This window comes from Massilia yuzhufengensis (assembly GCF_900112225.1).
GTDB classification, from domain to species: domain Bacteria; phylum Pseudomonadota; class Gammaproteobacteria; order Burkholderiales; family Burkholderiaceae_D; genus Telluria; species Telluria yuzhufengensis.
This window is the reverse complement of sequence record NZ_FOLD01000005.1, coordinates 176,259-201,467: the sequence shown is the minus strand read 5'-3', so window position 1 is coordinate 201,467 and position 25,209 is coordinate 176,259. Positions and strand designations below refer to the sequence as shown.

Sequence of the window (25,209 nt, the reverse complement as noted above, 5' to 3'; positions counted from 1 at the left end):
TAGCGTAGCATTTTTCCACGCAACAAGTCTGATCGCCGCCAATTCCCTACCAGTTCTTCACGAAGCTCAGGCGGAAGGAACGCGGTTCGATCGGGTGGAAATGGATGTCGTCCACCGCCTCGGCTTCATTCTGCAGGCGCGACGCATAATAGTAGTCGATCGCCGAATCGCGCCGGTTGGTCAGGTTGAAGCCTTCCAGCTCGATGCGCATGTCCTTGCCAATGCGGTAACCCACGCGCCCGTTGAGCGTGACGCTGGCGCGCGAGCGCACGCTGTCGTCCTCGATCAGCGGACGCGGGCCGAAGTAGCGCAGGCGCAGCGCGCCCGTCCATGGGCCGGCCTTGTCCACCGTCAGGCCGACCTGGGCCACGCCCTCCACCGCACCCGGAATGCGATCGCCGGCCGGGTTGCCGCCGCGCGAACGCGCCCGCGCATAAGCCGCATCAAAATTCACCGTCAGCCACTTGTTGGCCTGGTAGTTGTTGGACAGCTCGACGCCATAGCGGCGGCTCGGATCGCCCGCCTCGGTGTTGCCGGCGTCGCCGATATAGGTCAGCTCGGAATCGAAATCGAGCCGGTACACCGACAGCGTGGTTTCGGTTTTCGGGATCGCCACCGTGCGCAGGCCCACTTCCATGCCGCGCGAGCGCACCAGGCCTGGCGTGCGGTCGACCGGGTCGAGGGTTTTCGGGTCGAGCGTGGCCACGGTGCCGCGCGCGTCGTTGCTGTGGAAGCCGTGGCCATAGTTCAGGTACAGCTCGGTCGTCTGCCACGGGCCATAGGCGATGCTCAGCGCTGGCGTGAGCAGCGAATCGCTGGCGCGTCCGGAATTCTCGGCGCGGTCGCCATCGACGCGGAAGCGGTAGGCGTTGGCGCGCACACCGACCACGGTGCGCAGGGCTTCGCTCCAGCGCGTGGCGCTTTCCAGGAATAGGGCGCCGCTGGTTTCCACGATATGGTCTTCGCGCGTGGTCGCCAGGCGCTGGCGCGCACGGGTGTCGTACAGGCCGTTGAAGATATTGTCGTTCTGGAGCTGCACACCCACCGTCATGTCCGAACTCACCGCGCCATTGCGCAGCACGTGCCAGGTATGGCTGCCGTCCAGGCCCGAGGTCACGCGGCGGTCGGGCTGGCTGAACTGGTCGCCGTTGACCGGGTCGTTCAGGAAGTAGGTGAAGTTCGAATACAGGTCGAGGCGGTTGCGGATGACGTAGGCACTCAGGTGGGTGGCTTCATCCGAGGTCGTGCGGCGCCAGGTGCCGGACAGGCTGCTGCGCTGGGCTTCGCCGCCGTCGCTCAGGTCGAGCGCGTCGAAGCGTCCCAGCTGGCCGCTGGCGACCGCGCGCAGCGGCACCTGGTCGGTCGCGTTCCAGTGGCCGCGGTAGTGCATGGCGGTGACGTTCCAGCCGTTGTTGGCGTAGCCGCGGCTGTAGCGCAGCACCGCATTGACCTTGCGGTAGCCGTCCGGCCGGGTCCACGGGCCGTCGTTCTTCATCAGTTCCAGCGCATACAGCAGGTGTCCACCCGCAGCTGCCGGCGAACCGGCGAATACCGTGCGCGCATAATTGTCCTGGCCCAGCGTGACGGAGGCCAGCGGCGCTACCAGCCGGTTGGCGTAGGCCAGCGAGGCCTTGCCGGCCGACGAGAAGTCGCCTTCCGCGGACGAGTAGGGACCCTTGCGGTAGTCGAGGCGGGCCACCAGTTCCGGGATAAGGAAGTTCAGGTCGGTCCAGCCCTGGCCATGCGCGTGGCTGCGCTGGTTGACCGGCATGCCGTCGACCCAGGTGGCGAGGTCGGTGCCGTGGTCGAGGTTGAAGCCGCGCAGGTAGAACTGGTTGGCCTTGCCTTCGCCGCTGTGCTGGCTGGCGATCAGGCCGGGCGTGGCTTCCAGCAGTTCGCCCGGCCGGTACACGGTAAGCTGCGCCAGCTCTTTCGCGCCGACGCTGCCGGAGCTGGCCGAGTCGGTCAGCCCGATCTGGTTGGCGCGCGATCCCTCGACCAGCACGCGCTGCAGCACGAAGTCGTCGGCCAGGGCTGGCGCGTGGATGAACAATGCGGCGAGCGCAAACGGAATCGGGCGAAGGGTCATGGAGTGGTCGCAGTGACCGGCTGTTCGAGCGCGGCTTGTGTAAATGTCAATGAGCGGAGTGTACCTGCATCGTTGAGGTTCACCGTGTTCACCTGGTCGGGCAGGAAGTCGATCAGCACGCCCTGGCCGATGGTGGCGGTTTTCGACAGCGGCGTGTTCTCCAGTTCCTGGTAGATCACGATGCTTTGCGAGGCCACGGTCATGCCGACCCAGCGCAACGGCAGGCGCGCATTGTCCCGGTCCTTGAGCCAGAAGTGCTGCTCGATATATTTGCGCAGCACGTCCTGGTCGTCCGGGTCGGTCAGGTCGAACTGGCGTCCGTAGGTGTTCATCAGGAGCGCCTCGATATCGTGCGCCATGTAGGTATGGACGATCTCCGTGCTCTTGGTGCGCGGGTTGTACGCGAGCTCGGTGATCCCGCTGTGGAAGCGGTGCGCGCCCGCCGCTGCGCTCAGGCACAGCAGCGCGGCGGCGAACAAGACCCTTGTGCGGCGCAGGATCATTGCGTCGCCTTTTTCTCGGGCGCGGCAGGTTTCTTGAGCGGCGTGGCGAAGTCGCGCATCAGGTTATTGGCCGGTTCTCGCTCGGACTTGAACAGTTCCAGGCGCGAAGGCGTCACCTTGCGCGGCCAGGCGTTGTTGCCCTGGTCGATGTCGGCCGTTTCCCAATACGGGTCCTGCACCAGGCTGGCGATCGGCTCGTCGGTGATGAACAGCTTGGTCACCTTGGCCGGCGAGTAGCGCCATACCTCGGCCGGAATGCGCTCGATGAATTTTTTCCCGCTCTTGAGTTCGATCTCGACGATCAGCGGCGTGACCAACCCGCCCTTGTTCGAGAAGTCCACCAGGGTCAGGTGCTTGCCTTCCTTGAGCAGGGCCTTTTCCCAGTCCTCCAGGCCTTCGGCGGTCTCGTTGAACTTGTTGCGGTCCTTGTTGGTCACCGTGAACTCATCGTGCGCGTTATAGAAGTCCTTCAGCTCCGGATGCGCGTCGACGCGGCGCGGCATGCCGGCGTTGCGCTGGTCGGTGAGCGAGACCGGCTCGGCCTGTTTGCGGGCGCGCGCCCAGGCCTTCTCCACTTCCGGGTCCTTGCTGCTGATGGTGTACTCGGTGATCCCGTCCACGCTCACGTCCACCGCATCGGTGGTGTAGAACCAGCCGCGCCAGAACCAGTCGAGGTCCGTGCCCGAGGCGTCTTCCATGGTGCGGAACAGGTCGGCCGGGGTGGGGCGCTTGAACTTCCAGCGCTCGGCGTATTCCTTGAACGCGAAGTCGAACAGCTCGCGTCCCAGAATGGTCTCGCGCAGCACGTTCAGTGCGGTGGCTGGCTTGCCATAGGCGTTGTTGCCGCGCTGGAGGGTCGATTCGGCATTGGTCATGATCGGCACCTGGTTGGTGCTGCGCATGTAGTCGACGATGTCGCGCGCTTCGCCGCGGCGGCCCGGGTAGTTTTCTTCCCAGGCCTGCTCGGCCAGGAACTGCAGGAAGCTGTTCAGGCCCTCGTCCATCCAGGTCCACTGGCGCTCGTCGGAGTTGACGATCATCGGGAAGTAGTTGTGGCCCACCTCATGGATGATCACGCTGATCAAGCCATACTTGGTGCCCTTCGAATAGGTGATCTCGCCGGTCTTCTTGTCCTTGACGGGACGCGGGCCATTGAACGAGATCATCGGGTATTCCATGCCGCCCACCGGGCCGTTGACGGAGATGGCGGTCGGGTAGGGATAGTCGAAGGAGTACTTGTTGTACTGCTCGATGGTGTGCACCACGGCCGCGGTGGAATAGCGTTCCCACAGCGGGTTGCCTTCCTTCGGGTAGTAGGACATCGCCAGCACGTCCTTGTTTCCGCTCTTGATGCCCTGGGCGTCCCAGATGAACTTGCGGCTCGAGGCAAAGGCGAAGTCGCGCACATCCCGGGCCTTGAAGTGCCAGGTCCGGGTGGCCGTGGAACGCGCTTTCTCGGCCTTTTCCGCCTCAAGCTGCGTGACGATGATGACCGGCTTCTTGGCGCCGCGCGCCTGGCGCAGGCGTTCGCGCTGGGCGCTGGAGAGCACCGCGTCCGCATTCTGCAATTCGCCGGTCGAGGCGACGATGTGGTCGGCCGGGACGGTCAACTGCACGTCGTAGTCGCCGAATTCCAGCGTGAACTCGCCGTCGCCCATGTACTGCTTGTTCTGCCAGCCCTTGACGTCGTAGTAGGCGGCCATGCGCGGGAACCACTGCGCCACTTCGAAGATGTCGTTGCCGTCGTCGAACTTCTCGTAGCCGGTGCGGCGGCCCGTGACCTTCATCTCGGGGATGTTGAAATTCCAGGCCAGGCTGAAGGACACGCGCGCGCCGGGCTTCAGGGGCTGGGGCAGGTCGATCCGCATCATGGTCTTGTTGATCGTGTGGCGCAGCGCGCGGCCGTCGCTGCCGGTGACGCTGGTGATATTGATGCCGCCTTCGAAGCGCTGCATTTCCAGGGTCGAGCGCAGGGTGTCGAACTTGACGCCGTCGCTGCCGCGCGCCTGCCAGGCGTCGCGCGAAGGCAGGGTGGAGATGCGGCGGTTGTCGGAATCGCCGCGGAACATGTTCTGGTCCAGCTGCACCCACAGGTAGGACAGCGTGTCCGGCGAATTGTTGTGGTAGGTGACGCTGCCGGAGCCGGTGACCGAGCGCTTGTTTTCGTCGAGGGTCGCGCGCAGGCGGTAGTCGGCGCGCTGCTGCCAGTAGCGGTGGCCCGGCGCGCCGGAGGCGGTGCGGGTCTCGTTGGGCGTGGGCAGCAGCTCGTCGAGCTGGCGGAACTTGTCGTCGAATGCGGGGGCTGCCTGCGCCGCCGAGACGCCGAGGATGACGGCGGCCACGGCCACCTGCAGTTGTCTGATTTTCATGCTGATCGTTCTTCGATATAAAAACGGCAGGGCACGAGGCCCTGCCGCAGGGTGGGCGAAGTGTCGCCCACGCGTTCAAGCAAACTTACTCGGACTTCGGTGCATCCTTCTGCCCTGGCGTCTTGAGCTTGGTATTAAAGTCGCGCATCAGGTTGCCGGTGGCCGGATCGCGTTCGGTCTTGAACAGCTCCAGGCGCGACGGGGTCGCCTTGCGCGGCCAGGCGTTGTTGGTCTGGTCGATGTCGGCGGTTTCCCAGTACGGGTCCTGCACCAGGCTGACGATCGGCTCGTCCGTGATGAACAGCTTGGTCACCTTGGTCGGCGAGTAGCGCCACACTTCGGCCGGGATGCGCTCGATGTATTTCTTGCCGCTCTTGGTTTCGATTTCCACCACCAGCGGGGTCACCAGGCCGCCCTTGTTCGAGAAGTCCACCAGGTACAGGTGCTTGCCTTCCTTGAGGATGGCTTTTTCCCAGTCTTCCAGGCCTTCGACGGTCTCGGCGAACTTGTTGCGGTCCTTGTTCGTCACCGTGAAATCGTCGTTCGCGTTGTAGAAGTCCTTCAGCTCGGGATGCGCATCGACGCGGCGCGGCATGCCCTTGTTGCGCTGGTCGGTGATCGAGATCGGCTCGGCCTGCTTGCGCGCACGCGCCAGGGCTTTCTCGACTTCCGGATCCTTGCTGCTGATCGTGTACTCGGTGATGCCGTCCACGCTCACGTCCACCGCGTCGGTCGTGTAGAACCAGCCGCGCCAGAACCAGTCGAGGTCCGTGCCCGACGCGTCTTCCATGGTGCGGAAGAAGTCGGCCGGGGTCGGGCGCTTGAACTTCCAGCGCTCGGCATATTCCTTGAAGGCGAAGTCGAACAGTTCGCGGCCCAGCACCGTTTCACGCAGGATGTTCAGCGCGGCAGCCGGCTTGGCATAGGCGTTGTTCCCGAACTGCAGGAGCGACTCCGAGTTGGTCATGATCGGCACCTGGTTCTGGCTGCGCATGTAGCCCACGATGGTGCGCGGGTCGCCGCGCATCTCGTCCCAGTTCTCTTCCCAGGCTTCCTGGGCCAGCGACTGCACGAAGGAGTTCAGCCCTTCGTCCATCCAGGTCCACTGGCGCTCGTCGGAGTTGACGATCATCGGGAAGTAGTTGTGGCCCACTTCGTGGATGATCACGCCGATCAGGCCGTACTTGGTGCGCTTCGAATAAGTCAGTTCGCCGGTCTTCTTGTCCTTGACGGGACGCGGGCCGTTAAACGTGATCATCGGGTATTCCATGCCGCCCACCGGGCCGTTCACCGAGATCGAGGTCGGGTAGGGATAGTCGAAGGAATACTTGTTGTACTGCTCGATGGTGTGGACGATCGCCTGGGTCGAGTAGCGCTCCCACAGCGGGTTGCCTTCCTTCGGATAGTAGGACATCGCCATCACGTCGGTATTGCCCGACTTGATGCCCTGCGCATCCCAGATGAACTTGCGGCTCGACGCGAACGCGAAGTCGCGCACGTTCTTGGCCTTGAAGTGCCAGGTTTTATTGGTGGTGGCGCGGACCTTCTCGGCCGCCTCCGCCTCGGCCTGGGTCACGATGATGACCGGCTTCCTGGCGCCCTTGGCCTGGCGCAGGCGGTCGCGCTGGGCGGCGCTCAGCACTTCGCCCGGGTTTTGCAGCTCGCCGGTGGAGGCCACGATATGGTCCGACGGCACCGTGATCTGTACGTCGTAGTCGCCGAATTCCAGCGTGAATTCGCCGGCGCCCAGGAACTGCTTGTGCTGCCAGCCGTAGACGTCGTAGTAGGCCGCCATGCGCGGGAACCACTGGGCGATCTCGAACAGGTCGTTCTTGTCGTCGAAGGACTCGTAGCCGGAACGGCCGCCCAGCACCTTCTGCTCGTTGATGTTGTAGTTCCAGTCCAGGCTGAACGAGACGCGCGCGCCCGGCTTCAGGGGCTGCGCCAGGTCGATCCGCATCATGGTGCGGTTGATCACGTACTTGAGCGGACGCCCGCCGCTGTCGCGCACATTGCGCACATTGAAACCGCCGTCGAAGGTGCTGGCGGTGAGCATGGTGCGGATCGCGTCGAACTTCACGCCTGTTTCCGGCGTGCGGGCCTGGGCCCACGCTTCGCGCGACGGCAGGGCCGCCGAGGTGCGGGAATCCGAGTTCGGCTTGTAGATATTCTGGTCGAGCTGCAGCCAGAGGTATTTCAGCGTGTCGGGGGAGTTGTTATGGTACGTGATGGTGCCGCTGCCGCTGATCGCGCGCTTGGCTTCGTCGAGCGTGGCGCGCATCGTGTAGTCGGCGCGTTGCTGCCAGTAAGCCTGGCCCGGGGCTCCCGACGCGGTGCGCACGGCACCCGGCGTCGGCAGCAGCTCATCGAGCTGGCGGAATTTGTCGTCGAAAGGCGCGGCAGCGAAAACGGTGGCACTGAGGCACAGCGCAGCCAGCCCGATGGGCAAACGTATCATGATTCCCCTGAGTTTTTTGATTGGAATAGGAGAAAGTATTCTATCTTTACCCTTAAAGCAATTGCTTGCTGGATTTGTAAAAAAGCTGATACATGATGTTCTTGCAGCACTTTCCGATGAGTATCTAATAGTAACCTGATGTGTTTGCTTCCGACACAGTTCGGTAGCGCCTCGTGTAAGATGGCCAACATGGTAAAAAAGGTTCTGATTGTTGATGACTTCCCACTCGATGCGGAACTGACGAAACGCGTTCTGGAAAGCTGCAAGGATGCGCCGGAGGTCGTGATCGTCTCCGATGGTGAGGAAGCCTTGCACGAACTCGGCAAGACGCACGACTTCGATGCCATCCTGCTCGACCTTGCACTACCCAAGGTAGACGGGTTCGAGGTGTTGAAGGAGATCTCTGCGAAACCCTACCTGTCCCACGTTCCTGTCGTGGTGTTGTCCAGCACCCGCAACGAGGCAGATCGTATCCGTACGCTGATGATGGGCGCAAAGGACTTCGTCGAGAAGGCGCTCGACTACTCTGCATTCAAGGAAGACCTGACCCGCAAGCTCGCCAGGCACGGCCTGTGCTGCACCCGCTTGCACGACCGGGCCTGAACCCGGCGGGCTGAAGTCCAGGGACTGGATGCGGCCACCCGCTGCCCCAGGCCGGTTTCTCGCTCCCGTACCGCTGTTCAGGCGCCAGCCTGGAATCCGCGTACCGGGAATGCACCATCGCGCTGAATCCAGTTGCGCGGCGAGTAGCTTGACGATGCATCGGTCGCATGCAAGGTAAACGCGTGGCGCGACACGCTTGATCTGTTCGGCGCGCTGTAGTGGGGCAGCAGGCCGTGGAAGCACACCAGCGTGCCCGCCTTCGCCTCCAGGGGCACGGCGGTGCTGTCGTCCGGCCAGGGCGTGGCGTCCAGCTTTTCCATGCTGATGCTGTCGCCATTGCGCAGGAAACGCTCGCGCAGCGGGCCGCGGTGGCCGCCCGGCTCGGCCCACAGGCAGCCGTTGTCCACGGTGGCGTCTTCCAGCGCGAACCAGAAGGTGGTCACGGTAATGGGATCGCTGTCGAAGAAGGTGGCGTCCTGGTGCCAGCGCACTTCCCCGCCAATGCCTGGCTGCTTGAAGATGTACATCGATTGCCACACCTGCGGCTGTTCCAGGCCGAGGTCGCGCGCCACGGCGGCCAGTTTGGGGTCGCGGGTAAAGGTCTCGAACACCGGGTCGAGGTCGTGCATCGCATGGCCGATCTTGTTGATTGATAGTGCTTTCGCCTGCCGCAGCTGGCCATCCGGGCCGAACGCCTCTTCCTCGAAGAAGCAGCGCACCGTGTTGTCCGAACCGAGGAACCAGTCGTCGCTGGCGCGGGCCTGGTCCCTGGTGGTGAAGATGGCGCGCGACTCGCTGGGGTCGAAGGCATCGACGATCTCTTCGGCGCGCCGGCGCAGTGCGGCAATCTGGTCGAGGCTCTTGAAACCGGGGATGACGAGGAAACCGTCACGCTGGTAGTGTTCGCGCTGTTCTGTTGTCAGCATGGTGGACGCCCAGGAAAAAACACCATTGTAGCGCCGGCCAGTTTCCAGCCTTGCGCATCACCGTCTGGTAGGGTGGCCGGCGAAGCCGGCCACCCTACGGTGACCTGGAGTCGGCTTCAGGCCAGCAGTTGCAGGTCCAGCGCCCGTTCCGCCAGCCAGATCGCCGCCACCAGCGCGATCGCCACCGAGCCGCCCACCATGATCGCGCGCCGGTAGAACAGCCCGTTGCGCAGCCAGTAAGCCACCGGCAGGAAGACGGCGACGATGGCCAGCTGGCCCAGTTCCACGCCCACGTTGAAACCCACCAGCGACAGCAGCATCGCATCCGGCGGCAGGCCGAGGCCGGCCAGCACGCTGGCGAAGCCGAAGCCGTGCAGCAGGCCGAAGCCGAAGGCGAAGATGGCGCGGCCGCGGTCCACTACCGGCCACACATTGTTCAGCGCCGCCACGATTACCGACGCCGCGATGGCCGATTCCACCAGCCGCGAAGGCAGGGTCACGATCCCGAGCGCCGCCAGGGTGAGCGTGAGCGAGTGGGCCAGCGTGAACGCGGTGACGATGCGGATCACGTCGATGGCGCCGGCGCGCAGGCTGTCGCGGCCGTGCCAGGACTTGTCGCGGTACACCAGCACCGCCGGCAGCAGGAGCGAAAGCAGGAACAGGATGTGGTCGAAGCCGATCCAGATATGCCAGGCGCCGTGCTTGACGTAGTCGGCGAACTGGCGCCAGGACGAAGCCTGCGCCAGCGTCAATTGCTGGCGCGGCTGATCCGGGCCCAGGATCGCGGTCATGGTGCGCTCGCCGTGGCGCAGCGCCAGCAGGCCGCGGTGCTGGGGGTCGATGTCGTCCAGCAGGCGGTAGTCGACATCGAGCGCCGTTACCGTCTCTTCGCAGGTCGCCTCGATCGCCAGCACGGTGTAGGCGCCGTCGGTGTGGTGGTCGATCAGCTGTGCGCCGGGGCGGAGTAGGCAGATGCGCCCGTCGCTGGAGAGCGCCAGGCGCGATAGCGCATAGGCGGAGATCGCAGCATGGCGGGACTGCACCTCGTCCCAGGTGATGTTGCCGTCGCCATCGACGTCGACGCCCACCGCCATCTCCAGGTCGCGCAGGGCGATGTCCCAGCTGCCGCTCACGCGCTTGTCCTGCACCTCCAGCGTCAGGTAGCTGTCGCTGGCCTTGTGCGCGTAGGCGGGGTGGAGGACGAGCAGCGCCAGTGCGGCCAGCGTCCATCGCAGCAGGCGCCTCATGCCGCGCCTCCCAGGCGCTTCAAGGCGCCGTCGAGCGTGCGGTCTTCCAGGGCGCTGCGGCGCAGCCAGTCGCGCGCGGTGCGTGCGGCTTCACGGTCGCCGCTGGCGGCGGCGGCCTGCAGCAGGATGCGCAGGTCGGCAGGCTCCTTCTGCACCGCCCAGTTCAGTTTGGCCAGCTGCACCGCCTGGCCGGCGTCGCCGCCCAGCGCCAGCGCATAGCGGGCTTCCTCGCGCCGGTGCACGGTGTCGCCGCGCCGGCGGGCGGCGTCGAAGCGGGCCCGCAGCGCTTCCTTGTGCTGGGCCGCCTGCGGCGCGCCGGTGGCGGCCAGCGCGATGGCGTAGCGCAGCAGCAGGGCGTCGGCCTGGGTACGCCCGGCCAGCAGGCGCTGTACTTCGCCGGCGCGTCCGCGCTCGAGCAAAAAGTCGGCCCAGGCTGCGAGCAGGTAGGTGTCGCGCGGGTCGGCCGCCAGCGCGGCGCGATAGTGGCTTTCGGCGGCGGCGTGCTCGCCCAGCCGTTCGGCCATTTCCGCCAGCAGCGTGGCGCTCCAGGCGCGCAGCGGCGCCGGGCTGTCGGCGTGGGCGGCGAGCGACTGGCGCAGCGTGTCGTAGCTGGCGCGCGCCTTCCCGCTGACGCTGCCGACCGAAGCCATGCAGGTCTGCAGCACCAGGCTGTCGGCACGGCCGAACAGGCGCGCGCAACTGGTGCGTGCGCCGGCGTAGTCGCCCGTCACCAGCTGGATCGTCGCGCGCGTGAGCCAGGCCTGGGCATTGCCGCTGTCGCGCCGCACCACCTCGTCGAGGTCGGCCAGGGCCGCGCCGAAGGCGTGGGTGCTCTGGGCCAGCGTGGCGCGCAGCACCAGCACCTCGGCCGGCATCTTGTCGCGCGGGGCTTGCCACCAGGGCTTGAGCGCGGCCTGGGCATAACCGAGGTAGCGCGGGTCGCCTTCGCGGCGGGCATGTTCGATGTAGCGCCGTGCCAGGCCGGTGGCGCGCGCCAGGTCGGCGGGGTTGGCGTCCAGCTCGGCGCGCAGGCGAGCCAGTTCGCGCTGCGCGGGGTCGCCTTTGCCCGGCAGGCGCTCGAGCACCTGCTGGCCATTGGCAGGGATGTAGGGGGCTGCCGTGGCGGCGCCGGCGAACAAGGCCACCGCCAGCACCAGGGGATACACCATCGCGATCATTGGTTCTCCAATAGAATCGGCGGCGCAGGCGGTGGACAAGCCACCGTCGTGCGCCGCCTTGGCTGCGTCGACGCTTACGTCGATGGCAGCGGTTCCGGCTCGGTGGTTTCCGGCGCGGTCGCGGTGACCGAGTCGATCTCCACCGGTTCGTCGTTATCGAGCAGCTGCGAAGCGCGGGCCCGCACCAGCGCGAAGAAGGCGTCGATGGCCGACACCGGCGGCGTCGGGGTCACCACCACCGGCGGCGGGGTGGTCTCGTGCCGGTCATCGCTGCTGCCGCAGGCGGTGAGCAGCGCGGCCGCGGCCAGCAGCAGGGCGGCGCCGCGTGCGCGCCGGAGAAGAGGTGTGGATGTCATGGCGTCCTCCTTACTGGTTGCCCGGCAGCGGGGTGTTCAGGTAGGGGAAAGCCGGCTTGAAGGTGGCGGCCGTCTTGCGCACGCCATCGGTCAGCGCCAGGCCACCGGCGGGTGCATCGGCCGGCTTGCAGCCCACGCCCAGCGCGTCGTTGGCGCCGGTCAGCGCGCACAGGGCGCCCATCGAGACGCGCAGCGCGATATCGACCACGTCGTCGGCCGGACGGCGGCCGTTCGGGAAGCCGGCATTGTCGCCCGCCGCCACGCCCATCGGGTTCTGCGCGGCCAGCGCGGTCGGGGCGATGCTGGTGTTCAGGCGCAGCATTTCCGAGGCGACCACGTTCTTCGGCTGGTTCACGCCCGGGATCCCTTTCAGGAAGGCGGTCACCAGGTCGTTGCGCGGGAAATTGGTCGGGGCTTTCGCGGACGGGAACAGGGTCTCGATGATGGCCGGCAGCGACGGGTTGGTGACATAGGTGATGAATTGCGCGTCATCCTTCGGTTTCGAGGTATTGAAGCGGTCCTTGTCGTCCATGCCGATGATGACTTCGTTCACCAGCGGCATGCCCAGGCGCGACACCTGGGTCCAGGCGCCGCCTTCCTTCACCGCGTTGTTGATGCCGCTGGCCGGGGCCGGGTTGAGCAGGCGGCCCTGGCGCATGCTGGCGGTGGCGTAGGCGCCAATCACCGGTTCGCCCGCTGCCACCAGGCAGCTGACCGGCACTTCCAGCGCCACGGCGCTGACGTTCTTGCTCTCGAGGTCGTTCTTGTTGCCATTGACCTCGGCGCCAAGCGGGTTCAGGTTGACCAGGTCGAAGATCTTGCCGACCGCGATGTAGAACGGCTCCTTGCGCTGGCCCACGAACACGCGGCCGGTGCCGCAGCCGGGGATGTTGACCTCGTAGATGTGCTGGTTGGCGTAGGTCTCGTAGCCGGTGGCGCTGCCGAAGGTCTTGTCGCCGATATTGTCGACCGGCTTGTCGAATTCGGTGGCCCCGCCGGTAGCGGCGGCCAGACGGGTGCGGGTGCCGGCGCGGCGGTCGCCCTTGACCATGTCGATGGTGTAGGTCTCGCGCACGTTCAGCGAGGCCGGATTCACGCCGCTGATGGTGTTCGAATTGATCAGGGGGATCAGCACCGGCTTGCCGCCCACCATGAGGGCGGTGCGCTTGGAGGTGTTCTTGAAGCGGAACTGGAAGGAGATGTCTTCCTTGGCGTCGCCGTTGTTGTCCACGTGGATTTCATACAGCGCGTTCTGGTCGAACTGGTAGAAGTTCGGCCCGCCTTGCGGATCCTGGAACGGGATGAAGTTCGCGATCATGGTCACGAAGCCTTCGCGCCCTGGCGCGTAGCTGCGGAACATGTAGAAATCGGTACCGTCGACCTTGGGGGCGTTGGTCAGAAACGGCGCTTCGCGGTGGCTCGATGCGGAGGCCGGCATGGCGAGCATGGCGAGTGCTGCGCTCGATGCAAGGGCCGCGGCCCAGACTTGTTTCTTCTTCCCGGATTGCATGTGTATCTCCTTTGTGTATTGTTATCCCCTCGCGGGGCTGGCGTCATTCGGACTGCTTCTACCCAAGGTATACGCAGGCCGCGTCTTATCGGATTCAATATATTTTCTTGCGACGTTGCCCCGCCGTAAATGTGGTAAGTTTGCCCATACACATTTAACAAATCCGGCAGTTTTAGCTGCGACACGAAAGACTTTTATGGCTCAGTCGGCAATTTTGCCAAATTCATTACAGCTGAATTCCTGGATTCGCGGCGCTGCGTTGAATGACGCGCTCGCTTTCCGGAACTTGTACGACGCCAGTTCACCCCGGCTGTTCGGGCTGGCGCTGCGCATCCTGCGGCGGCGCGAGCTGGCCGAAGAGGCGCTGCAGGAGAGCTTCGTCTCCATCTGGCACCACGCGCGCGACTACCAGGAAGGCCTGGCCGCGCCCATGACCTGGATGTCCACGATCGTGCGCAACAAGTCCTTCGACGTGCTGCGGCGCCACCGCCAGGAGGTGGACAATGGCGCCGACGAGTTCGACGATGCGGTGATGGCCACCCTGCGCGACCCGGCCGCCAACCCGGCCGAAGCGCTGGAGTTGAGCAGCGAAGCAAAAGCCTTGGCCGCCTGCATGGCCGCGCTTGAAGAAGCGCACCGCCACGCCGTCGGGCTGGCCTATTTCCACGACCTGTCGCACAGCGACGTGGCGCGCCAGCTGGCCCTGCCGCTGGGCACGGTCAAGACCTGGATCCGGCGCAGCCTGGCGCGCCTGCATTCCTGCCTCACCGGAAGGAGGGCGCCATGAACTTGCGCGGCAAGGAGGCATTGCGCGAGCGGCTGGCGGCCGAATACGTGCTCGGTACCTTACGGGGCCAGGCGCGCCGCCGCTTCGAAGGCTGGATGCATGGCGACGCGGCCTTGCGCCGCACGGTGGCGCAATGGACGGACAAGCTCGGCGCGATGGCCGAATTCGTGCCGGCGGTGGCGCCGCGGCGCCAGGTCTGGCGCGCCATCCAGGGCCGGCTCGGCCTGCGCGCGGCCGCGCCGGCCTGGCAGGTATGGCGCCAGGGCGCGCTCGGCTTCTGGCGCACGCTGGGCGTGGCCTCGAGCATGGTGGCGGCGCTGCTGCTGGTCACCGTGATGCAGGAGCGCGCGGCGCCGCAAGTGACCGACATCGCGACCCTGGTGGACGACCAGGCGCAAACCGCGCTGCTGGTGACGGCCGACCGCGAACGCCAGCTGCTTACGGTGCGCCTGGTGGCCACCCGGGCGATCACCCCGGAACAGGCGCTGCAGCTGTGGGCGGTGCCCAAGCAGGGCAAGCCGCGTTCGCTCGGCGTGCTGGGCGGCGGGCAGCAGCTGGCGCTGCCGCTCACGGCGCAGGCGATCGGCGCCGACGTGGCCGTGCTGGCGGTGAGCCTGGAACCGAAGGGCGGCTCGCCCGATCCCAATGGACCGACTGGTCCGATCCTCTACAAGGGCGGCTGGATCAGGGTGATGTGAGGCTGGCCGCCGCTAGGGCGGCAGGCATGGTGAAGGTAAACGAGGTCATGCCCGCGCTGGAGCCGATCTCGATCGCGCCGCCATGCCCGCGCGCGATCTGGTCGACGATGTACAGGCCCAGCCCCAGCCCTTCGCTGCCGGGGCGCGAGGCCGCGCGCCAGTAGGGTTTTTACAGTTCTCATAGAACTTACCAAAGTTTGCTCATTTCTGCCCAAAATGAGCAAGTTTCCTGCTCCCAGGTCGAGCCACAACAAGAATGCCTTGAATACGACCCGAACGGCTCGCCGACGGAGAACGCCTGCGGTTTTTTCCTGTCTTAGGGTAGGGAGGTCCAGGACATGATCATCGAGCCAGGTGGGGGAAGTGTAACGGGGCCGCGACTTATCACCACCGGCGTGTGCCTGGTCGTGCAGGAAACGCCATGCTCCCTAGCCCACAAAATCCGGCTCGCACCCAACAATGTGCAAGCCACCTATTTCGCCAAGGCGGCAGGCACGGCTCGCTTTGCCTACAACTGGGCGCTGGCGCGGTGGCAGGAGCTGTACCAGGCAAGCTTAGCCGATCCGGCACGACCGAAGCCGAACGAGGCGGCTTTACGCCGCGAGCTGAACACCATCAAGCGCGAGCAGTTTCCTTGGATGCTGGACGTGACGAAGAACGCGCCACAGATGGCGATCATCCAACTCGGACAAGCTTTTGATCATTTCTTTGCGCATCGCGCCGGGTATCCAGTGTTCAGGCACAAAGGCATCAACGACCGTTTCAGTGTAACAAACGACCAATTCCGCGTAGAGAAAAAGCGGATCCGTATGCCAAAGCTGGGTTGGGTGCGCATGCGCGAAGCACTGCGCTTCACCGGCCACATCGTCTCGGCAACCGTGTCCCGCGTGGCTGGGCACTGGTATGCCAGCATCACCGTCGACATGCCCGACGGACCACCTCTGCCGCCTGCCGAAAACCAAGGTGCGGTGGGCGTGGACCTGGGTGTAACGACACTTGCCACGTTGTCCAACGGAGAAACGATTCCAGGACCAAAGTCACTGCGTACCCTGCTCAAGAAGCTGCAAACTCGCAGCCGTGCCTTGTCACGCAAAGTAAAAGGGTCGCGCAATCGCGCCAAGGCGAAGTTGAAACTGGCGAGGCTGCATGCCCGTATCGCCAACCTGCGCAAGGAAGGCCTGCATCAGCTGACAACAAGCATCACACGGCGCTTCCACACGATCGGCATCGAGGACTTGAACGTAAAAGGGATGCTGGGCAACCGGAAGCTGGCGCGGGCCATCGCCGACATGGGTTTCCATGAACTGCGGCGCCAGCTGGACTACAAGACGGCTTTGCGCGGCGGGCGTGTCGTGGTGGCGGACCGCTGGTACCCGAGCAGCAAGTTATGCTCGTGCTGCGGCTACAAGCTCGACACGATGGTGCTGGGCATGCGCCAGTGGAGCTGCCCCGGCTGCAGCACCTTGCATGACCGCGACGTCAACGCGGCAATCAATTTGAAGAAGGTGGCGGTCAGTTCGACCGTAGCGGCCTGTGGAGGGGAAGGCGCTGGCCCTGCGCGTGAGCGCAGGGTGAAACCGGCCCCGATGAAGCAGGAATCCAACAGCAGGCAGCTTTAAGCAGCAATGGCTAGCTTTGCGCAAGTTTGGAGGAACGGTGCCGAAATACTGGCCGTCGGGGTGGAACACGGGAATTGAAAAATAGCTCTGGAAGCCGTAGAGGCGCGGCGTATGATGCGCGCGGTAGCGATCGTTTTCACGCACATGGTCGATGAACACGGCGGCGCCGGTGTCGCGTGCTTCTTCGCACAGCGTAGTGGCGACATCGAGGCCGCCGCCCGGCTGGAGGCCGAATTCAAGCTTGTCCAGCACCGCGCAGGCGGTCCAGGAATCCTGGGTGACGTGGGCGATGCACACGAAGCGCAGCCCGGTCATGGCGGCGACGGTTTCCAGGATCTTCGGCACCGCGCCGATGGCCTGGATCTCGGCGACGCAGGAAGGTGCATTGACAAGCATGGAACAGCCTGCGAAATAATTACAAACGGACCATGGTAGCACCTGTGGCGCAGGTAACAGTCAGTTGTTGCAAATCCAGTTACCGTCCGCGTAAACACGCTCGTCGCCCAGGAATACCGCATCCGTGACCGCGAACACGTCGATGTGGAAGCGCGCGTCCTTGCGCTTGAAACCGGGTTTCGTGTACACGCCGTGCTTGGCGCCGAGCGACAGGTGGATGCCGCACATGCGCTCGTAGGTGCCGATATCGTCGACCCGGCGCTCGCGCGTGAAGGCGCGGTTCAGGCCGAAGCCGAGCTCGCGCACCCAGACTTCGCCCTCGACCTCGGTGATATTGTCCAGCACCTGCTGGAAGGCCGGCGTGGCGTTTTCGGTGCCCACCACGCGGCCACGTTCGATGACCAGCGTCACCGGCGCCTCCGGGCGGTTGGAGCGGTAGGCGGTGTCGCCGAAGACGTGCACCTGCACCCGGCCGTTCACCGCTTCCAGGTCGAGCGCCTCGGTAAACACCTCGCCAATCGGGAACTGGCCGCCGACGTTGTGCATGCCGCTGTAGTCGCCGATGTTCAACTTGGCCGGCTCCAGCGGCGAGGCGAACACCAGGGTCTCGCCGCCGCCCAGCACGCGCGCATGGGGCGCGGCGTCGATGCGCGCCTTCAGGGCCCGGCCCATGCCCCGGTACCAGGCCGGGTCGTAGGCCAGCGCCTCGATGTAATGTTCCGACTGCGGCCCCGGCATGCGCGACAGATGCACGTGCTCGATCACCTTCAATCCCAGCTTGAACAGCTCGACCCGGATGCGGAAGCCATCGAGGCGGAAGTTGGTCGACTGCACCAGCACCACCAGGTCCCCAGGGGCCATGGCGCGGAAGGCCGCCAGCACCGATTCGGGCGTGGCGGCATCGAAGTCGATGAAGGTGGCGCCGGGCAGGTTGCGGCGGTAGCCCTCGCCGAGCGCGCGCGCCAGCGGGGTGCCCGTGTCATACACGACCAGCGCATTGTTCCCCGGCCCATGTTCGAGCGCGATCGCCAGGATGTCGCGCAGGTGCGCCGTGGCCGCATCGATGGCGCGGGCGGGGAGGGCGTCCTGCGGTGGGACGGTGCTTGGATCGGGGATATGCATGGGATCGAATAAGGGGAAATGCCGGTCGCCATTATACGGTTGCCGGCCAAAAGTTCCGCGCGCGAGGGCCGGATCGGCTCGTTTATTGATCCCTCTGGTGTCAGCGCGCGCTACCCCGTGTACGGCGCGCCGCGCGACAGTCGGCGGCGCTATGATTTGAGCAACAACAACGGCCTCGACAGCCTAGATTTACATCACACAACAGCAGCATTAGAGGAAGACATGGCATACCGATGGGAAACGCCTGCCAGTGTCTGGCAGGAAGACGAACGCAGCAGGCAGTTTGAACTGCTGGCAAGCGAAGGCCTGGGCCACATCGATTGGCAGGCGCATGCGCAAGGCCGCCTGCCCGACGTCGCCCGCCTGCTCGGCGCCTCGCTGCCGGCCGGCTGCGACTGCGCCCCCATCTATCCCGAAGGCTTCGCCTTCTGCCCCAACTGCGGCCGTGCGCTGCAGCGCCTGCCGGGCACGCCGTCGCGCCAGCCCGGCTGGTGGGGCCCGGGGGCGGACGCCATGCTGCCGCGCCACGTGCCGCACGGCTTGCCCGTCACCTCGCTGCCGCTGGGCGACAGCCTCGAAGAGCGTCCCGCCGCGCCGCAGGTCGGCCGCTGCGATGTCACCATGCCGGTGCCGCCCAATGCATGCTGCGTGTTCGCCGCTTCCCACTACGGTTTCCCCGAGCAGCGCCTGCTGGCGCTGGCCCACACCCGCGGCGTACTGCAGTACTGGGATCCGGTGGCCAGCCTGTGGCACGTGATGGCGCCGGACGACGGCGCCGCCAGCCTGGTGTTCACCGCGTCCGCATATGCATGGCTGCCGGTGCTCGAGCCGCGCCGCGGCGAAGTCGCGATCGTGCCCACCAGCGCCGGCCTGCAGCGCCTGTGGATCAATCCCGTCAGCGAAACCTACCGCACCGAAACCGTGCTGGACGCGCCGCTGGTGGCCGCCCCCGGCGCGATGCGGCGCCACATCGCCTGCCTGGTGCGCCCGGAAGGAACGGTACGCCTGTGGAGCGCGCGCCTGGACGCCGATGAAGTCGAGGAATTCGCATGCCCCGACCTGCCGGCCTCCGGCTGGTCGCGCCCGATCGGCTATGACGGCCGCCTGTTCTGGCTGCACGAAGGGGGCCAGCTTGCGTGGCGTCCGGGCCAGGCGCCCCAGTTCACGCCCTGGCCGCCGGGCTGGCAGCCGCGCCTTGACTTCGGCGGCCCCACCCAGAGCCGCGACGGGCGCCTGTGGCACATTGGCCATGACGGCCAGGGTTACTCCTTCCTCGAACTGGGCAGCGAGCATCCGCAAGCGGCGCCGATCGACGGCGCGCGCCTGGGCTTCGCCAACTTCCTGTTCCGGCGCGGCCACCCGGTGGTCGACGAGCCCTGGTCGAATGAACACGTGGAAGACCTGAACCAGGACGACACCCTGGTGCTGCCGCTGCTGCGCGCCTTCAACAACAACCGCAGCCAGCCGAGCGGGCTGGTGCTGCGCTTCCACAAGTACACCGGCCGCGCCGAAGAAGCGCTCGGCTCCCGGGTGATTCCGCGCACCACGGTGGAATGGATCGGCCGCCGCAACGTGATCCTCGACGAAGTGGTGCGCCTGTCGCGGCCCCTCGAATGCCTGCCTTTCGTGTACGCGGGCTGCCTGTGGCTGCACCACCCGGACTGGAACGAGATGCGCGGCTGGCGCCTGGAAGAGCCGGCATGAGCGCGTCATTTTTCCGGCAGCTCGGCGCCGCACTGGCGCTCATGAGCCTTGCCTGCGCGGCCCTGGCCACGCCGCACGTGATCCTGGTGCAGAACTCGGGCTGGATGGAGCCGTTCTACAGCGACCCGGCGTCCCGGTTCAAGCCGCTGGTCGGCGCGCTGGCCGGCGCCGTCGTGCAGCCGGGCGATGCGCTGGTGCTGGCCGCCTTCAACCAGTCGCGCCCCGGCGCGCCGTCGCCCAAGGCGCTGTTGTCGATGAAAGCCGACGGCAAGACCGTGCGCAGCCGCGTCGATGCGGCGCTGGCCGGCCTGGACACGGCGCGCAAACCGGGCAGCGCGGCCCTGGCCGACACCGATCTTGGCGAAGCGGTACAGGCCGCGATTGGCACGGCGCTGGGCGGCAAGCCCGGCATCGTGTGGCTGGTGACGAATAACCGCAACAGCCCCAACAACGACCAGGCCACTGCCGCGCGCAACCGCGAGTTCTATGAGCTGATCCACCGCGGCGCGGCGATCGACAAGGTGGTGGCCTTCCCGCTGCGCATGCCGGTGCAGGGCAAGCATTACGCGGCCAATGGCCTGATGGTGTACGCCTTCGCCGTCGGCGCGCCCGGCAGCCGCGCGCTCGACGGCTTGCTGGCCTCTGGGCGCATCGCCAGCGTCATCACCGAACGGCCGGCGCGCCTGAAACCCCTTGACCGCGACACCGTGCGCCTGGTGCCGGCCCAGGTCGAGAACGCGCCCGGCGTGGCCTTCTCGCAGGCCCCCGGCGGCGGCCTGCGCGCCGACGTCGACCCCGATGCGCGCACGCCGCAGGCCAGCATCCGGTGGAACCTCGAAAACACGATGTACCCGTACACCATCGCCTCGGCCACGCTCAGCGCGCGCTCGATGCTGGCCGGTGAAGACCGCAAGATCGTCCTGGCCAGCAGCCGCGTGAACGACCTGGCGCCGGGCAAGCCGCTGCCGCTGGGTTCCACGATGCAGCTGCCGGTGGCCCAGCTGCCCGACAAATGGTCGATGGCGGCAATCAAGTCGGCCGGCTCGGCTTACGTGCTGCCGGGCCGGATCGAACTGCACCTTGCCGACCAGCGGCTGGCGCTGTCGCAGGGCTTCCGCCAGCGCATGGCCGCGCTGTTCCCGGGCGACCCGCTGCCGGATATTTTCACGCCCCCCGCCACGGTGCAGGCCTCGAACGCCGTGCTGCCGCTGGAAGTGCGCGTGCATTACGGGATGGGGCCGCTGGCGGCGCTGGGCGGCCTGGCGGCGGCCTTGCTGGCTGCGGGCGGCGCCGCAGCCTGGGCCTATGGCCGCCCGCGCGTGGCCCAGCTCACCGTCGAGGACGAGCTGCGCACCATGCGAGCCCGGCCCGGTACCACCCAACCGATCTACGACAAGGCCGGCGCCCAGGTGGCGATGCTGAAAACCACCCTGTTCGGCCACCAGCTGACCGACCTGCGCGAAGGCGCGCAGGTCCGGCTAGGCCGCTGATAAAAAACAAGAAAGGACACACCCCCATGCAAGGCACCCAGGCCCCATCCGCACCATCGCCGTCCGACCCCGGTTTCAAGCTGCCCGAAGAATCCGCCTCGCCCCAGGATTCGCTGCCGCAGACCACGCCGGACACCGCCGGCCGTCCGGTCGAGGTCATTCCGGGCAGCACCACGGCGCCGGTCGCGGCCACCGATACCTCGAGCCGCGACCTGGCGATCGGCGCGGTGGTGTTCGTGGTGCTGCTGGTGGTGTATTTCTTTGTGCGTAACGCCTATGTGCACCACCTGGTGGTGCGGCGCGTTGCGCCGTCGTCGGCGGGCAGCGCCGGCTGGCTGCTGTTCGTCGGCCTGGCCTTCCTGTCGGCCGCCGCGGTGCTCGCCATCATCAACGCCAGCAAGTTCCTTACCTTCGCCGTCACCGGACCGCTGGTCGCGGTGGGCGTGGTGGCGCTGGTCGCGGCCCTGTTCGTCGGCCGCCGTTAATCCTTCAAGAGAACACTATGGCAGATTTCCCCAATCCCGCAGCCCTGAACGCCAAGGCAGAGTTGAAAGTCGACCTGCGCCCGACGCTGTTCATCGGCGCCGGCGGCACCGGCATGGAAGTGATGATGCGCATCCGCCGCCGCATCCTGTCGGCCGTGTGGAACCGGCACAGCCCGACCCGGGTCGAATCGATCGCCGACTTCCCGGTGGCGCGCTTCCTGCACTTCGACCTCGACAACAACGCCGTCATCGACGAGGGCAAGTCGCAGCGCACCGACCCCTGGTACGAACTGGTCAAGCTCACCGACGAAGAACGCCTGGTCGAACCGCTCGACCTGCCCCAGTACCACGAGTCCGACGACAGCCTGGCGCGCTTCCCCCTGATCGAAAGCTGGATGCCGCTGCGCCCTAAAAAGCTGCGTTCGCTCGGCATCGATCCGTCGAAAGGGGCGGGCCAGATCCGCGCGCTGGCGCGGCTCTACCTGTTCGACAAATACCCGAAGCTGCGCGGCCGCATCAAGGGCGCCCTGAATGGCCTGGGCAGCAACGCCGGCATCGAGCGCAAGGAAAACTACCAACGCCTCGGCCTGCAGGTGGACACCTCGAAGTTCCGCATCGTCGTCATCGCCTCCTGCGCCGGCGGCACCGGCGCAGGCAGCGTGCTGGACCTGGGCTGGCTGTCGAAAGCCATCGCACGGCAGGAAGTCTCGGACAGCCAGGTCGACCTGGTGCTCCTGATGCCTTCGGGCTTCGCCAAGGCCAACAAGGAACGCACCGAGGCCAATGCCTATGCCACGCTGATGGAGCTGGAAACGGCCATGCGCGACATGAACGCGCAGGTCAACTGGATGGACCCGGACAGCATCACCGGCAAGGGCGCGCCCTTCGACGACGTGTACTTCGTCGATACGGCCAACCTGGCCAACAAGGCCACCCAGGACGTCAAGGACGTCTACCAGATGGTGGCCGACACCCTGTTCGAAGACTTCGCCTCTGCCGATTTCGCCAACCGCAAGCGTTCGGTGGCGGTCAACCAGCAGCAGCACAAGCTCGGACCCTACAACCCGCGCGTGCCGGAGCAGCGCTTCGGCGACATGCGCCTGTCCTACTCCAAGGTGTATTCCGCCTTCGGCCAGTCGGTGCTCGACACCCAGCAAAGCCTGCGCGAAGACATCCGCGCCTATGAGCTGGCCGGGCTGATGGTCAAGGCCTTCTTCGGCCTGGTGGGCAAGGACGGCGCCAGCGCCCGCCGCGCCGGCGACCAGGAGCGCGACAGCTTCATGCGCGAGCAGATGGAGATGGGCGAACGGCCCTTCGACGCCTTCCCGGATTTCCGCAAGGGGACGGTGGACGTCACGCCCTTCCCCGAATACGCGCTGACCAACACCCTGCTGATGGACAAGGACCAGCGCTCGCTGCTGGAACGTGTCGAGAGCAAGGTGCAGCTCGAGGTCGACCGCATCATGGCGTCCTACGACATCAAGCAGTGGCGCGAGAAAGTGGCCGAGCTGCTGCCGCAGCTCGAGCGCGACGCCATCCGCGAGGCCGGCGCCACCGCCGAGACCAGCGAAGACCGCATCAAGCGCCACACGGGCGAACTCAGCGGGCGACTGAAAGTGCGGGTGCGCGACCGCCTGTACGCCTTGCTCGACGACCGCAAGCAGGGCGGGCTGGAATTCGTCCTGTCGCTGCTGGAGCAGGTGAAAGCGCGCCTGTCGCAGCGCGACCTGGCCAACGCCGAGCGCAACAGCCGCCGCTACCGCGACATCCGCGACGCGCTGCGCACCCGCCAGGTGGAAGAATCGCTGAACAACCTGTCGCAGGCGGCCGGGCGCATGTTCGGTAAGGAGCCGCAGGCGCGCGAAGTGATGAACCACCTCAAGCGCGACATCGCCGACTACCTGCGCTTCCACCTGCTGGCCGTCGCCGCAGGCCAGTCGATCGAAGTGATGCGCACTATGTCGGCCTGGCTGGGCGACCCGCAAGCCACCGACGAACAGGGCCAGGCCCAGTGGAGCGGCATCGCCGGCGAATTCCAGGAAGGGCGGCGCATGGTCAGCGCCATGCTGCAGGCGGCCGACCAGCGCATCAGCCAGCTGCGCGCCGATGCGCGCCAGGAGCACGCCACCTATATCAAGCTGGCCAGCGACGTGCTGCCGGCGCCGGTACGATTGAACAACGACGTCAGCGCCTGGAGCGAGGAAGTGCTGCTGGAGTTCGGCGGCTCGGCGCGCCTGTTCCCGCAGCTGGGCGACGAACGCCTGCGCGCCGACCTGCTGCTCAAGCTGTTCCGCCGCGCCCAGCTGCAGCTCTCGGCGCAGGAGCTGGAACAGCCGGAACCGGTCGACCCGCTGCTGGAGCGCCTGTCCAGCATGAGCCCGCAGGAGCGCCAGCGCGTGTTCGCCGAATGGATCCGCAGCGCCATGCCGTGGGTAAACGCGCGCTTCTCGGCCGAGTTCACGCCCAATGCCGACCAGTTCAAGTGCTTCATCGGCGTGGGCGACGTGGGCGCCTGGCGCAAGATGGAGCTTGAGTTGCGCGCCGCCGTGCCCACCGGCTTCTTCCATGGCGACCTGCTCTCGGTGGTCAATACCGGCATCTCGGGCAAGGCGGTGTGCTACATCGAGCTGTCCGGCTACCCGATGACAGTGCTGCGCGGCCTGTCGACCTGGCGCGCCTCGTACCAGATCGAGAACCCGAAGATCCCGACCCACCTGCATTTCGATGCCACCCGTTTCCGCCATCCGCTGTCGCCGTCGATGGATGAACTCAACCGCCTGGCCGACGACTACGAATGGTTCCTGCAGGCGATCGCGCTGGGCGTCATCCGCCGCAAGGCCGACCTGGGCGACCGCGAGGCCAGCTTCCAGCCGCGCGGCCAGTACCTGTTCGAGGTGGAACCTGGCTCGGGCGAGTGGCTCCAGATCGGCAACGAATACGCGATCCGCTCCAACGGCTTGCCGCCTTACTACCGCGACCAGGTGATCGCCGCCGTGCGCCACCGCCTGGCCAAGGTCGGGCCGCACCAGCTCACGCTGCTGGCGGCGCTGATGCGCCACTACCAGCTGCGCGTCTACGAGCCGCGCCTGGAGGTCGATGAAACCGGCGCCCAGCTGCCCTCGCCCTCGCTGCCCAACATCACCGCGCGGCGCCTGTACGACCAGTGGATACGGCGCGCCGCCGCGCTCGACCCGGCGCTGTCGCCGACGCAGATCGAGGCGGCGTTGTCCAGCATCGCGAACTGGACCGAGACGGTGCAGGATTCGGCCGGCGACGCCTATAGCTGGGAAGTCGAGCGGCCGGTGGACAAGCGCGTGATCCTGCCGCAGTACCTGCTCGATGACGAGCATGCCGCCGCGGCCTTGCAGGGACGGGCCGCGCCGCCGGTGCAACTGGCAAAGGCGGCGCCGGTGGCGGCGACCCCGCGCTACAAGCTGTTCGTGCAGGGCACCCAGCGCGGGCCGTTCACGCTCGACGAGATTGCGCAGCAGGCCGCGCGCGGCGAGATCGACGGGACCACGCGGGCCTGGAACATGGCGTGGAACCCGAAACAGGATAAATGGAGTACGGCCGGCGCGCTGCCGGAACTGGCGGCGCTGCTGGGCGAAGCGATTCCCGACCCGGACGACGCTGGCGCCGGCGACGGCGTCCCTGATCCCGAATGAAGGA

The 25,209-nt window shown here is 66.3% G+C and carries 20 protein-coding genes; 9 read left to right on the top strand and 11 right to left on the bottom strand.

Annotated elements, in window-relative coordinates:
- Positions 1-46 precede the first annotated feature (46 nt).
- The 4 genes from BM031_RS06880 to BM031_RS06865 all read right to left on the bottom strand — a co-directional run bounded on the left by BM031_RS06880 (position 47) and on the right by BM031_RS06865 (position 7,419).
- Positions 47-2,089, bottom strand: a complete 2,043-nt coding sequence (locus BM031_RS06880) for a TonB-dependent receptor (RefSeq protein WP_091872876.1) — start codon at positions 2,087-2,089, stop codon at positions 47-49.
- Positions 2,086-2,592, bottom strand: coding sequence for a DUF6702 family protein (locus BM031_RS06875; RefSeq protein WP_091872874.1), 507 nt, complete (start codon positions 2,590-2,592; stop codon positions 2,086-2,088). The genes BM031_RS06880 and BM031_RS06875 overlap by 4 nt, the downstream gene beginning before the upstream one ends.
- A complete protein-coding gene (locus tag BM031_RS06870; RefSeq protein ID WP_091872871.1) occupies positions 2,589-4,961 on the bottom strand; it encodes a M1 family metallopeptidase in 2,373 nt (790 codons plus the stop codon). Before BM031_RS06870 ends, BM031_RS06875 begins: the two co-directional genes overlap by 4 nt.
- A gap of 85 nt (positions 4,962-5,046) precedes the next feature.
- A complete protein-coding gene (locus BM031_RS06865; RefSeq protein WP_091872868.1) occupies positions 5,047-7,419 on the bottom strand; it encodes a M1 family metallopeptidase in 2,373 nt (790 codons plus the stop codon).
- A 189-nt stretch (positions 7,420-7,608) separates the two neighbouring features.
- On the opposite strand from BM031_RS06865, the gene BM031_RS06860 reads away from it, so the two are divergent.
- Positions 7,609-8,022, top strand: coding sequence for a response regulator (locus tag BM031_RS06860; RefSeq protein WP_177207674.1), 414 nt, complete (start codon positions 7,609-7,611; stop codon positions 8,020-8,022).
- A 77-nt stretch (positions 8,023-8,099) separates the two neighbouring features.
- On the opposite strand, the gene BM031_RS06855 is transcribed toward BM031_RS06860, so the two are convergent.
- The 5 genes from BM031_RS06855 to BM031_RS06835 all read right to left on the bottom strand — a co-directional run bounded on the left by BM031_RS06855 (position 8,100) and on the right by BM031_RS06835 (position 13,239).
- On the bottom strand, positions 8,100-8,948 hold the full coding sequence (locus BM031_RS06855) for a phytanoyl-CoA dioxygenase family protein (RefSeq protein ID WP_091872863.1): 849 nt from the start codon (positions 8,946-8,948) through the stop codon (positions 8,100-8,102).
- Between the two features lie 116 nt (positions 8,949-9,064).
- Positions 9,065-10,195, bottom strand: coding sequence for a HupE/UreJ family protein (locus BM031_RS06850; protein WP_091872860.1), 1,131 nt, complete (start codon positions 10,193-10,195; stop codon positions 9,065-9,067).
- Positions 10,192-11,373, bottom strand: coding sequence for a tetratricopeptide repeat protein (locus tag BM031_RS06845; protein WP_229408678.1), 1,182 nt, complete (start codon positions 11,371-11,373; stop codon positions 10,192-10,194). Before BM031_RS06845 ends, BM031_RS06850 begins: the two co-directional genes overlap by 4 nt.
- 74 nt (positions 11,374-11,447) lie before the next feature.
- Positions 11,448-11,729, bottom strand: coding sequence for a hypothetical protein (locus tag BM031_RS06840; RefSeq protein ID WP_091872857.1), 282 nt, complete (start codon positions 11,727-11,729; stop codon positions 11,448-11,450).
- Positions 11,730-11,739: 10 nt separating this feature from the next.
- Entirely contained in the window at positions 11,740-13,239 is a 1,500-nt protein-coding gene (locus tag BM031_RS06835; protein WP_091872855.1) for a DUF4331 domain-containing protein, read from the bottom strand.
- A gap of 259 nt (positions 13,240-13,498) precedes the next feature.
- On the opposite strand from BM031_RS06835, the gene BM031_RS06830 reads away from it, so the two are divergent.
- Both BM031_RS06830 and BM031_RS06825 read left to right on the top strand, forming a co-directional pair.
- The gene (locus tag BM031_RS06830; protein ID WP_307185948.1) at positions 13,499-14,026 is read left to right on the top strand and encodes a sigma-70 family RNA polymerase sigma factor; all 528 of its coding nucleotides are present in this window, start codon (positions 13,499-13,501) and stop codon (positions 14,024-14,026) included.
- A complete protein-coding gene (locus tag BM031_RS06825) occupies positions 14,023-14,724 on the top strand; it encodes an anti-sigma factor (RefSeq protein WP_091872850.1) in 702 nt (233 codons plus the stop codon). Before BM031_RS06830 ends, BM031_RS06825 begins: the two co-directional genes overlap by 4 nt.
- Here BM031_RS06825 and BM031_RS25870 read toward each other — a convergent pair.
- Positions 14,711-14,833, bottom strand: coding sequence for a hypothetical protein (locus BM031_RS25870; RefSeq protein WP_370660041.1), 123 nt, complete (start codon positions 14,831-14,833; stop codon positions 14,711-14,713). The genes BM031_RS06825 and BM031_RS25870 overlap by 14 nt on opposite strands.
- A 229-nt stretch (positions 14,834-15,062) precedes the next feature.
- Here BM031_RS25870 and BM031_RS06815 point away from each other — a divergent pair, with 229 nt between their 5' ends.
- Both BM031_RS06815 and BM031_RS25465 read left to right on the top strand, forming a co-directional pair.
- A complete protein-coding gene (locus tag BM031_RS06815; protein ID WP_229408677.1) occupies positions 15,063-16,343 on the top strand; it encodes an RNA-guided endonuclease InsQ/TnpB family protein in 1,281 nt (426 codons plus the stop codon).
- 111 nt (positions 16,344-16,454) lie between these two features.
- Positions 16,455-16,778: a hypothetical protein gene (locus BM031_RS25465; RefSeq protein ID WP_177207673.1), complete on the top strand. Its 324-nt coding sequence runs from the start codon at positions 16,455-16,457 to the stop codon at positions 16,776-16,778.
- A 21-nt stretch (positions 16,779-16,799) separates the two neighbouring features.
- Here BM031_RS25465 and BM031_RS06805 read toward each other — a convergent pair whose 3' ends face one another.
- A complete protein-coding gene (locus BM031_RS06805; RefSeq protein ID WP_091872847.1) occupies positions 16,800-17,861 on the bottom strand; it encodes a hypothetical protein in 1,062 nt (353 codons plus the stop codon).
- 222 nt (positions 17,862-18,083) lie between these two features.
- On the opposite strand from BM031_RS06805, the gene BM031_RS06800 reads away from it, so the two are divergent.
- The 4 genes from BM031_RS06800 to BM031_RS06785 are packed head-to-tail and all read left to right on the top strand — an operon-like array spanning position 18,084 to position 25,205.
- Complete coding sequence (locus BM031_RS06800; RefSeq protein WP_091872845.1) at positions 18,084-19,565, top strand: hypothetical protein; 1,482 nt, start codon at positions 18,084-18,086, stop codon at positions 19,563-19,565.
- Complete coding sequence (locus BM031_RS06795; protein ID WP_091872842.1) at positions 19,562-21,055, top strand: hypothetical protein; 1,494 nt, start codon at positions 19,562-19,564, stop codon at positions 21,053-21,055. Before BM031_RS06800 ends, BM031_RS06795 begins: the two co-directional genes overlap by 4 nt.
- A 26-nt stretch (positions 21,056-21,081) precedes the next feature.
- On the top strand, positions 21,082-21,540 hold the full coding sequence (locus tag BM031_RS06790) for a hypothetical protein (RefSeq protein ID WP_091872839.1): 459 nt from the start codon (positions 21,082-21,084) through the stop codon (positions 21,538-21,540).
- Positions 21,541-21,557: 17 nt separating this feature from the next.
- Positions 21,558-25,205 (top strand): tubulin-like doman-containing protein, encoded by a 3,648-nt coding sequence (locus BM031_RS06785; RefSeq protein ID WP_091872836.1) that lies wholly within the window; start codon positions 21,558-21,560, stop codon positions 25,203-25,205.
- Positions 25,206-25,209 lie beyond the last annotated feature (4 nt).

Bases quoted from the DNA above. Each gene is read 5' to 3' on its own strand.
- BM031_RS25465 (WP_177207673.1), top strand. From the start codon at position 16,455: ATGATGCGCGCGGTAGCGATCGTTTTCACGCACATGGTCGATGAACAC.
- BM031_RS06795 (WP_091872842.1), top strand. From the start codon at position 19,562: ATGAGCGCGTCATTTTTCCGGCAGCTCGGCGCCGCACTGGCGCTCATG.
- BM031_RS06805 (WP_091872847.1), bottom strand. From the start codon at position 17,861: ATGCATATCCCCGATCCAAGCACCGTCCCACCGCAGGACGCCCTCCCC.
- BM031_RS06840 (WP_091872857.1), bottom strand. From the start codon at position 11,729: ATGACATCCACACCTCTTCTCCGGCGCGCACGCGGCGCCGCCCTGCTG.
- BM031_RS06855 (WP_091872863.1), bottom strand. From the start codon at position 8,948: ATGCTGACAACAGAACAGCGCGAACACTACCAGCGTGACGGTTTCCTC.
- BM031_RS06850 (WP_091872860.1), bottom strand. From the start codon at position 10,195: ATGAGGCGCCTGCTGCGATGGACGCTGGCCGCACTGGCGCTGCTCGTC.
- BM031_RS06835 (WP_091872855.1), bottom strand. From the start codon at position 13,239: ATGCAATCCGGGAAGAAGAAACAAGTCTGGGCCGCGGCCCTTGCATCG.
- BM031_RS06865 (WP_091872868.1), bottom strand. From the start codon at position 7,419: ATGATACGTTTGCCCATCGGGCTGGCTGCGCTGTGCCTCAGTGCCACC.
- BM031_RS06790 (WP_091872839.1), top strand. From the start codon at position 21,082: ATGCAAGGCACCCAGGCCCCATCCGCACCATCGCCGTCCGACCCCGGT.
- BM031_RS06870 (WP_091872871.1), bottom strand. From the start codon at position 4,961: ATGAAAATCAGACAACTGCAGGTGGCCGTGGCCGCCGTCATCCTCGGC.
- BM031_RS06845 (WP_229408678.1), bottom strand. From the start codon at position 11,373: ATGATCGCGATGGTGTATCCCCTGGTGCTGGCGGTGGCCTTGTTCGCC.
- BM031_RS06800 (WP_091872845.1), top strand. From the start codon at position 18,084: ATGGCATACCGATGGGAAACGCCTGCCAGTGTCTGGCAGGAAGACGAA.
- BM031_RS06880 (WP_091872876.1), bottom strand. From the start codon at position 2,089: ATGACCCTTCGCCCGATTCCGTTTGCGCTCGCCGCATTGTTCATCCAC.
- BM031_RS06785 (WP_091872836.1), top strand. From the start codon at position 21,558: ATGGCAGATTTCCCCAATCCCGCAGCCCTGAACGCCAAGGCAGAGTTG.
- BM031_RS06825 (WP_091872850.1), top strand. From the start codon at position 14,023: ATGAACTTGCGCGGCAAGGAGGCATTGCGCGAGCGGCTGGCGGCCGAA.
- BM031_RS06860 (WP_177207674.1), top strand. From the start codon at position 7,609: ATGGTAAAAAAGGTTCTGATTGTTGATGACTTCCCACTCGATGCGGAA.
- BM031_RS06875 (WP_091872874.1), bottom strand. From the start codon at position 2,592: ATGATCCTGCGCCGCACAAGGGTCTTGTTCGCCGCCGCGCTGCTGTGC.
- BM031_RS06815 (WP_229408677.1), top strand. From the start codon at position 15,063: ATGATCATCGAGCCAGGTGGGGGAAGTGTAACGGGGCCGCGACTTATC.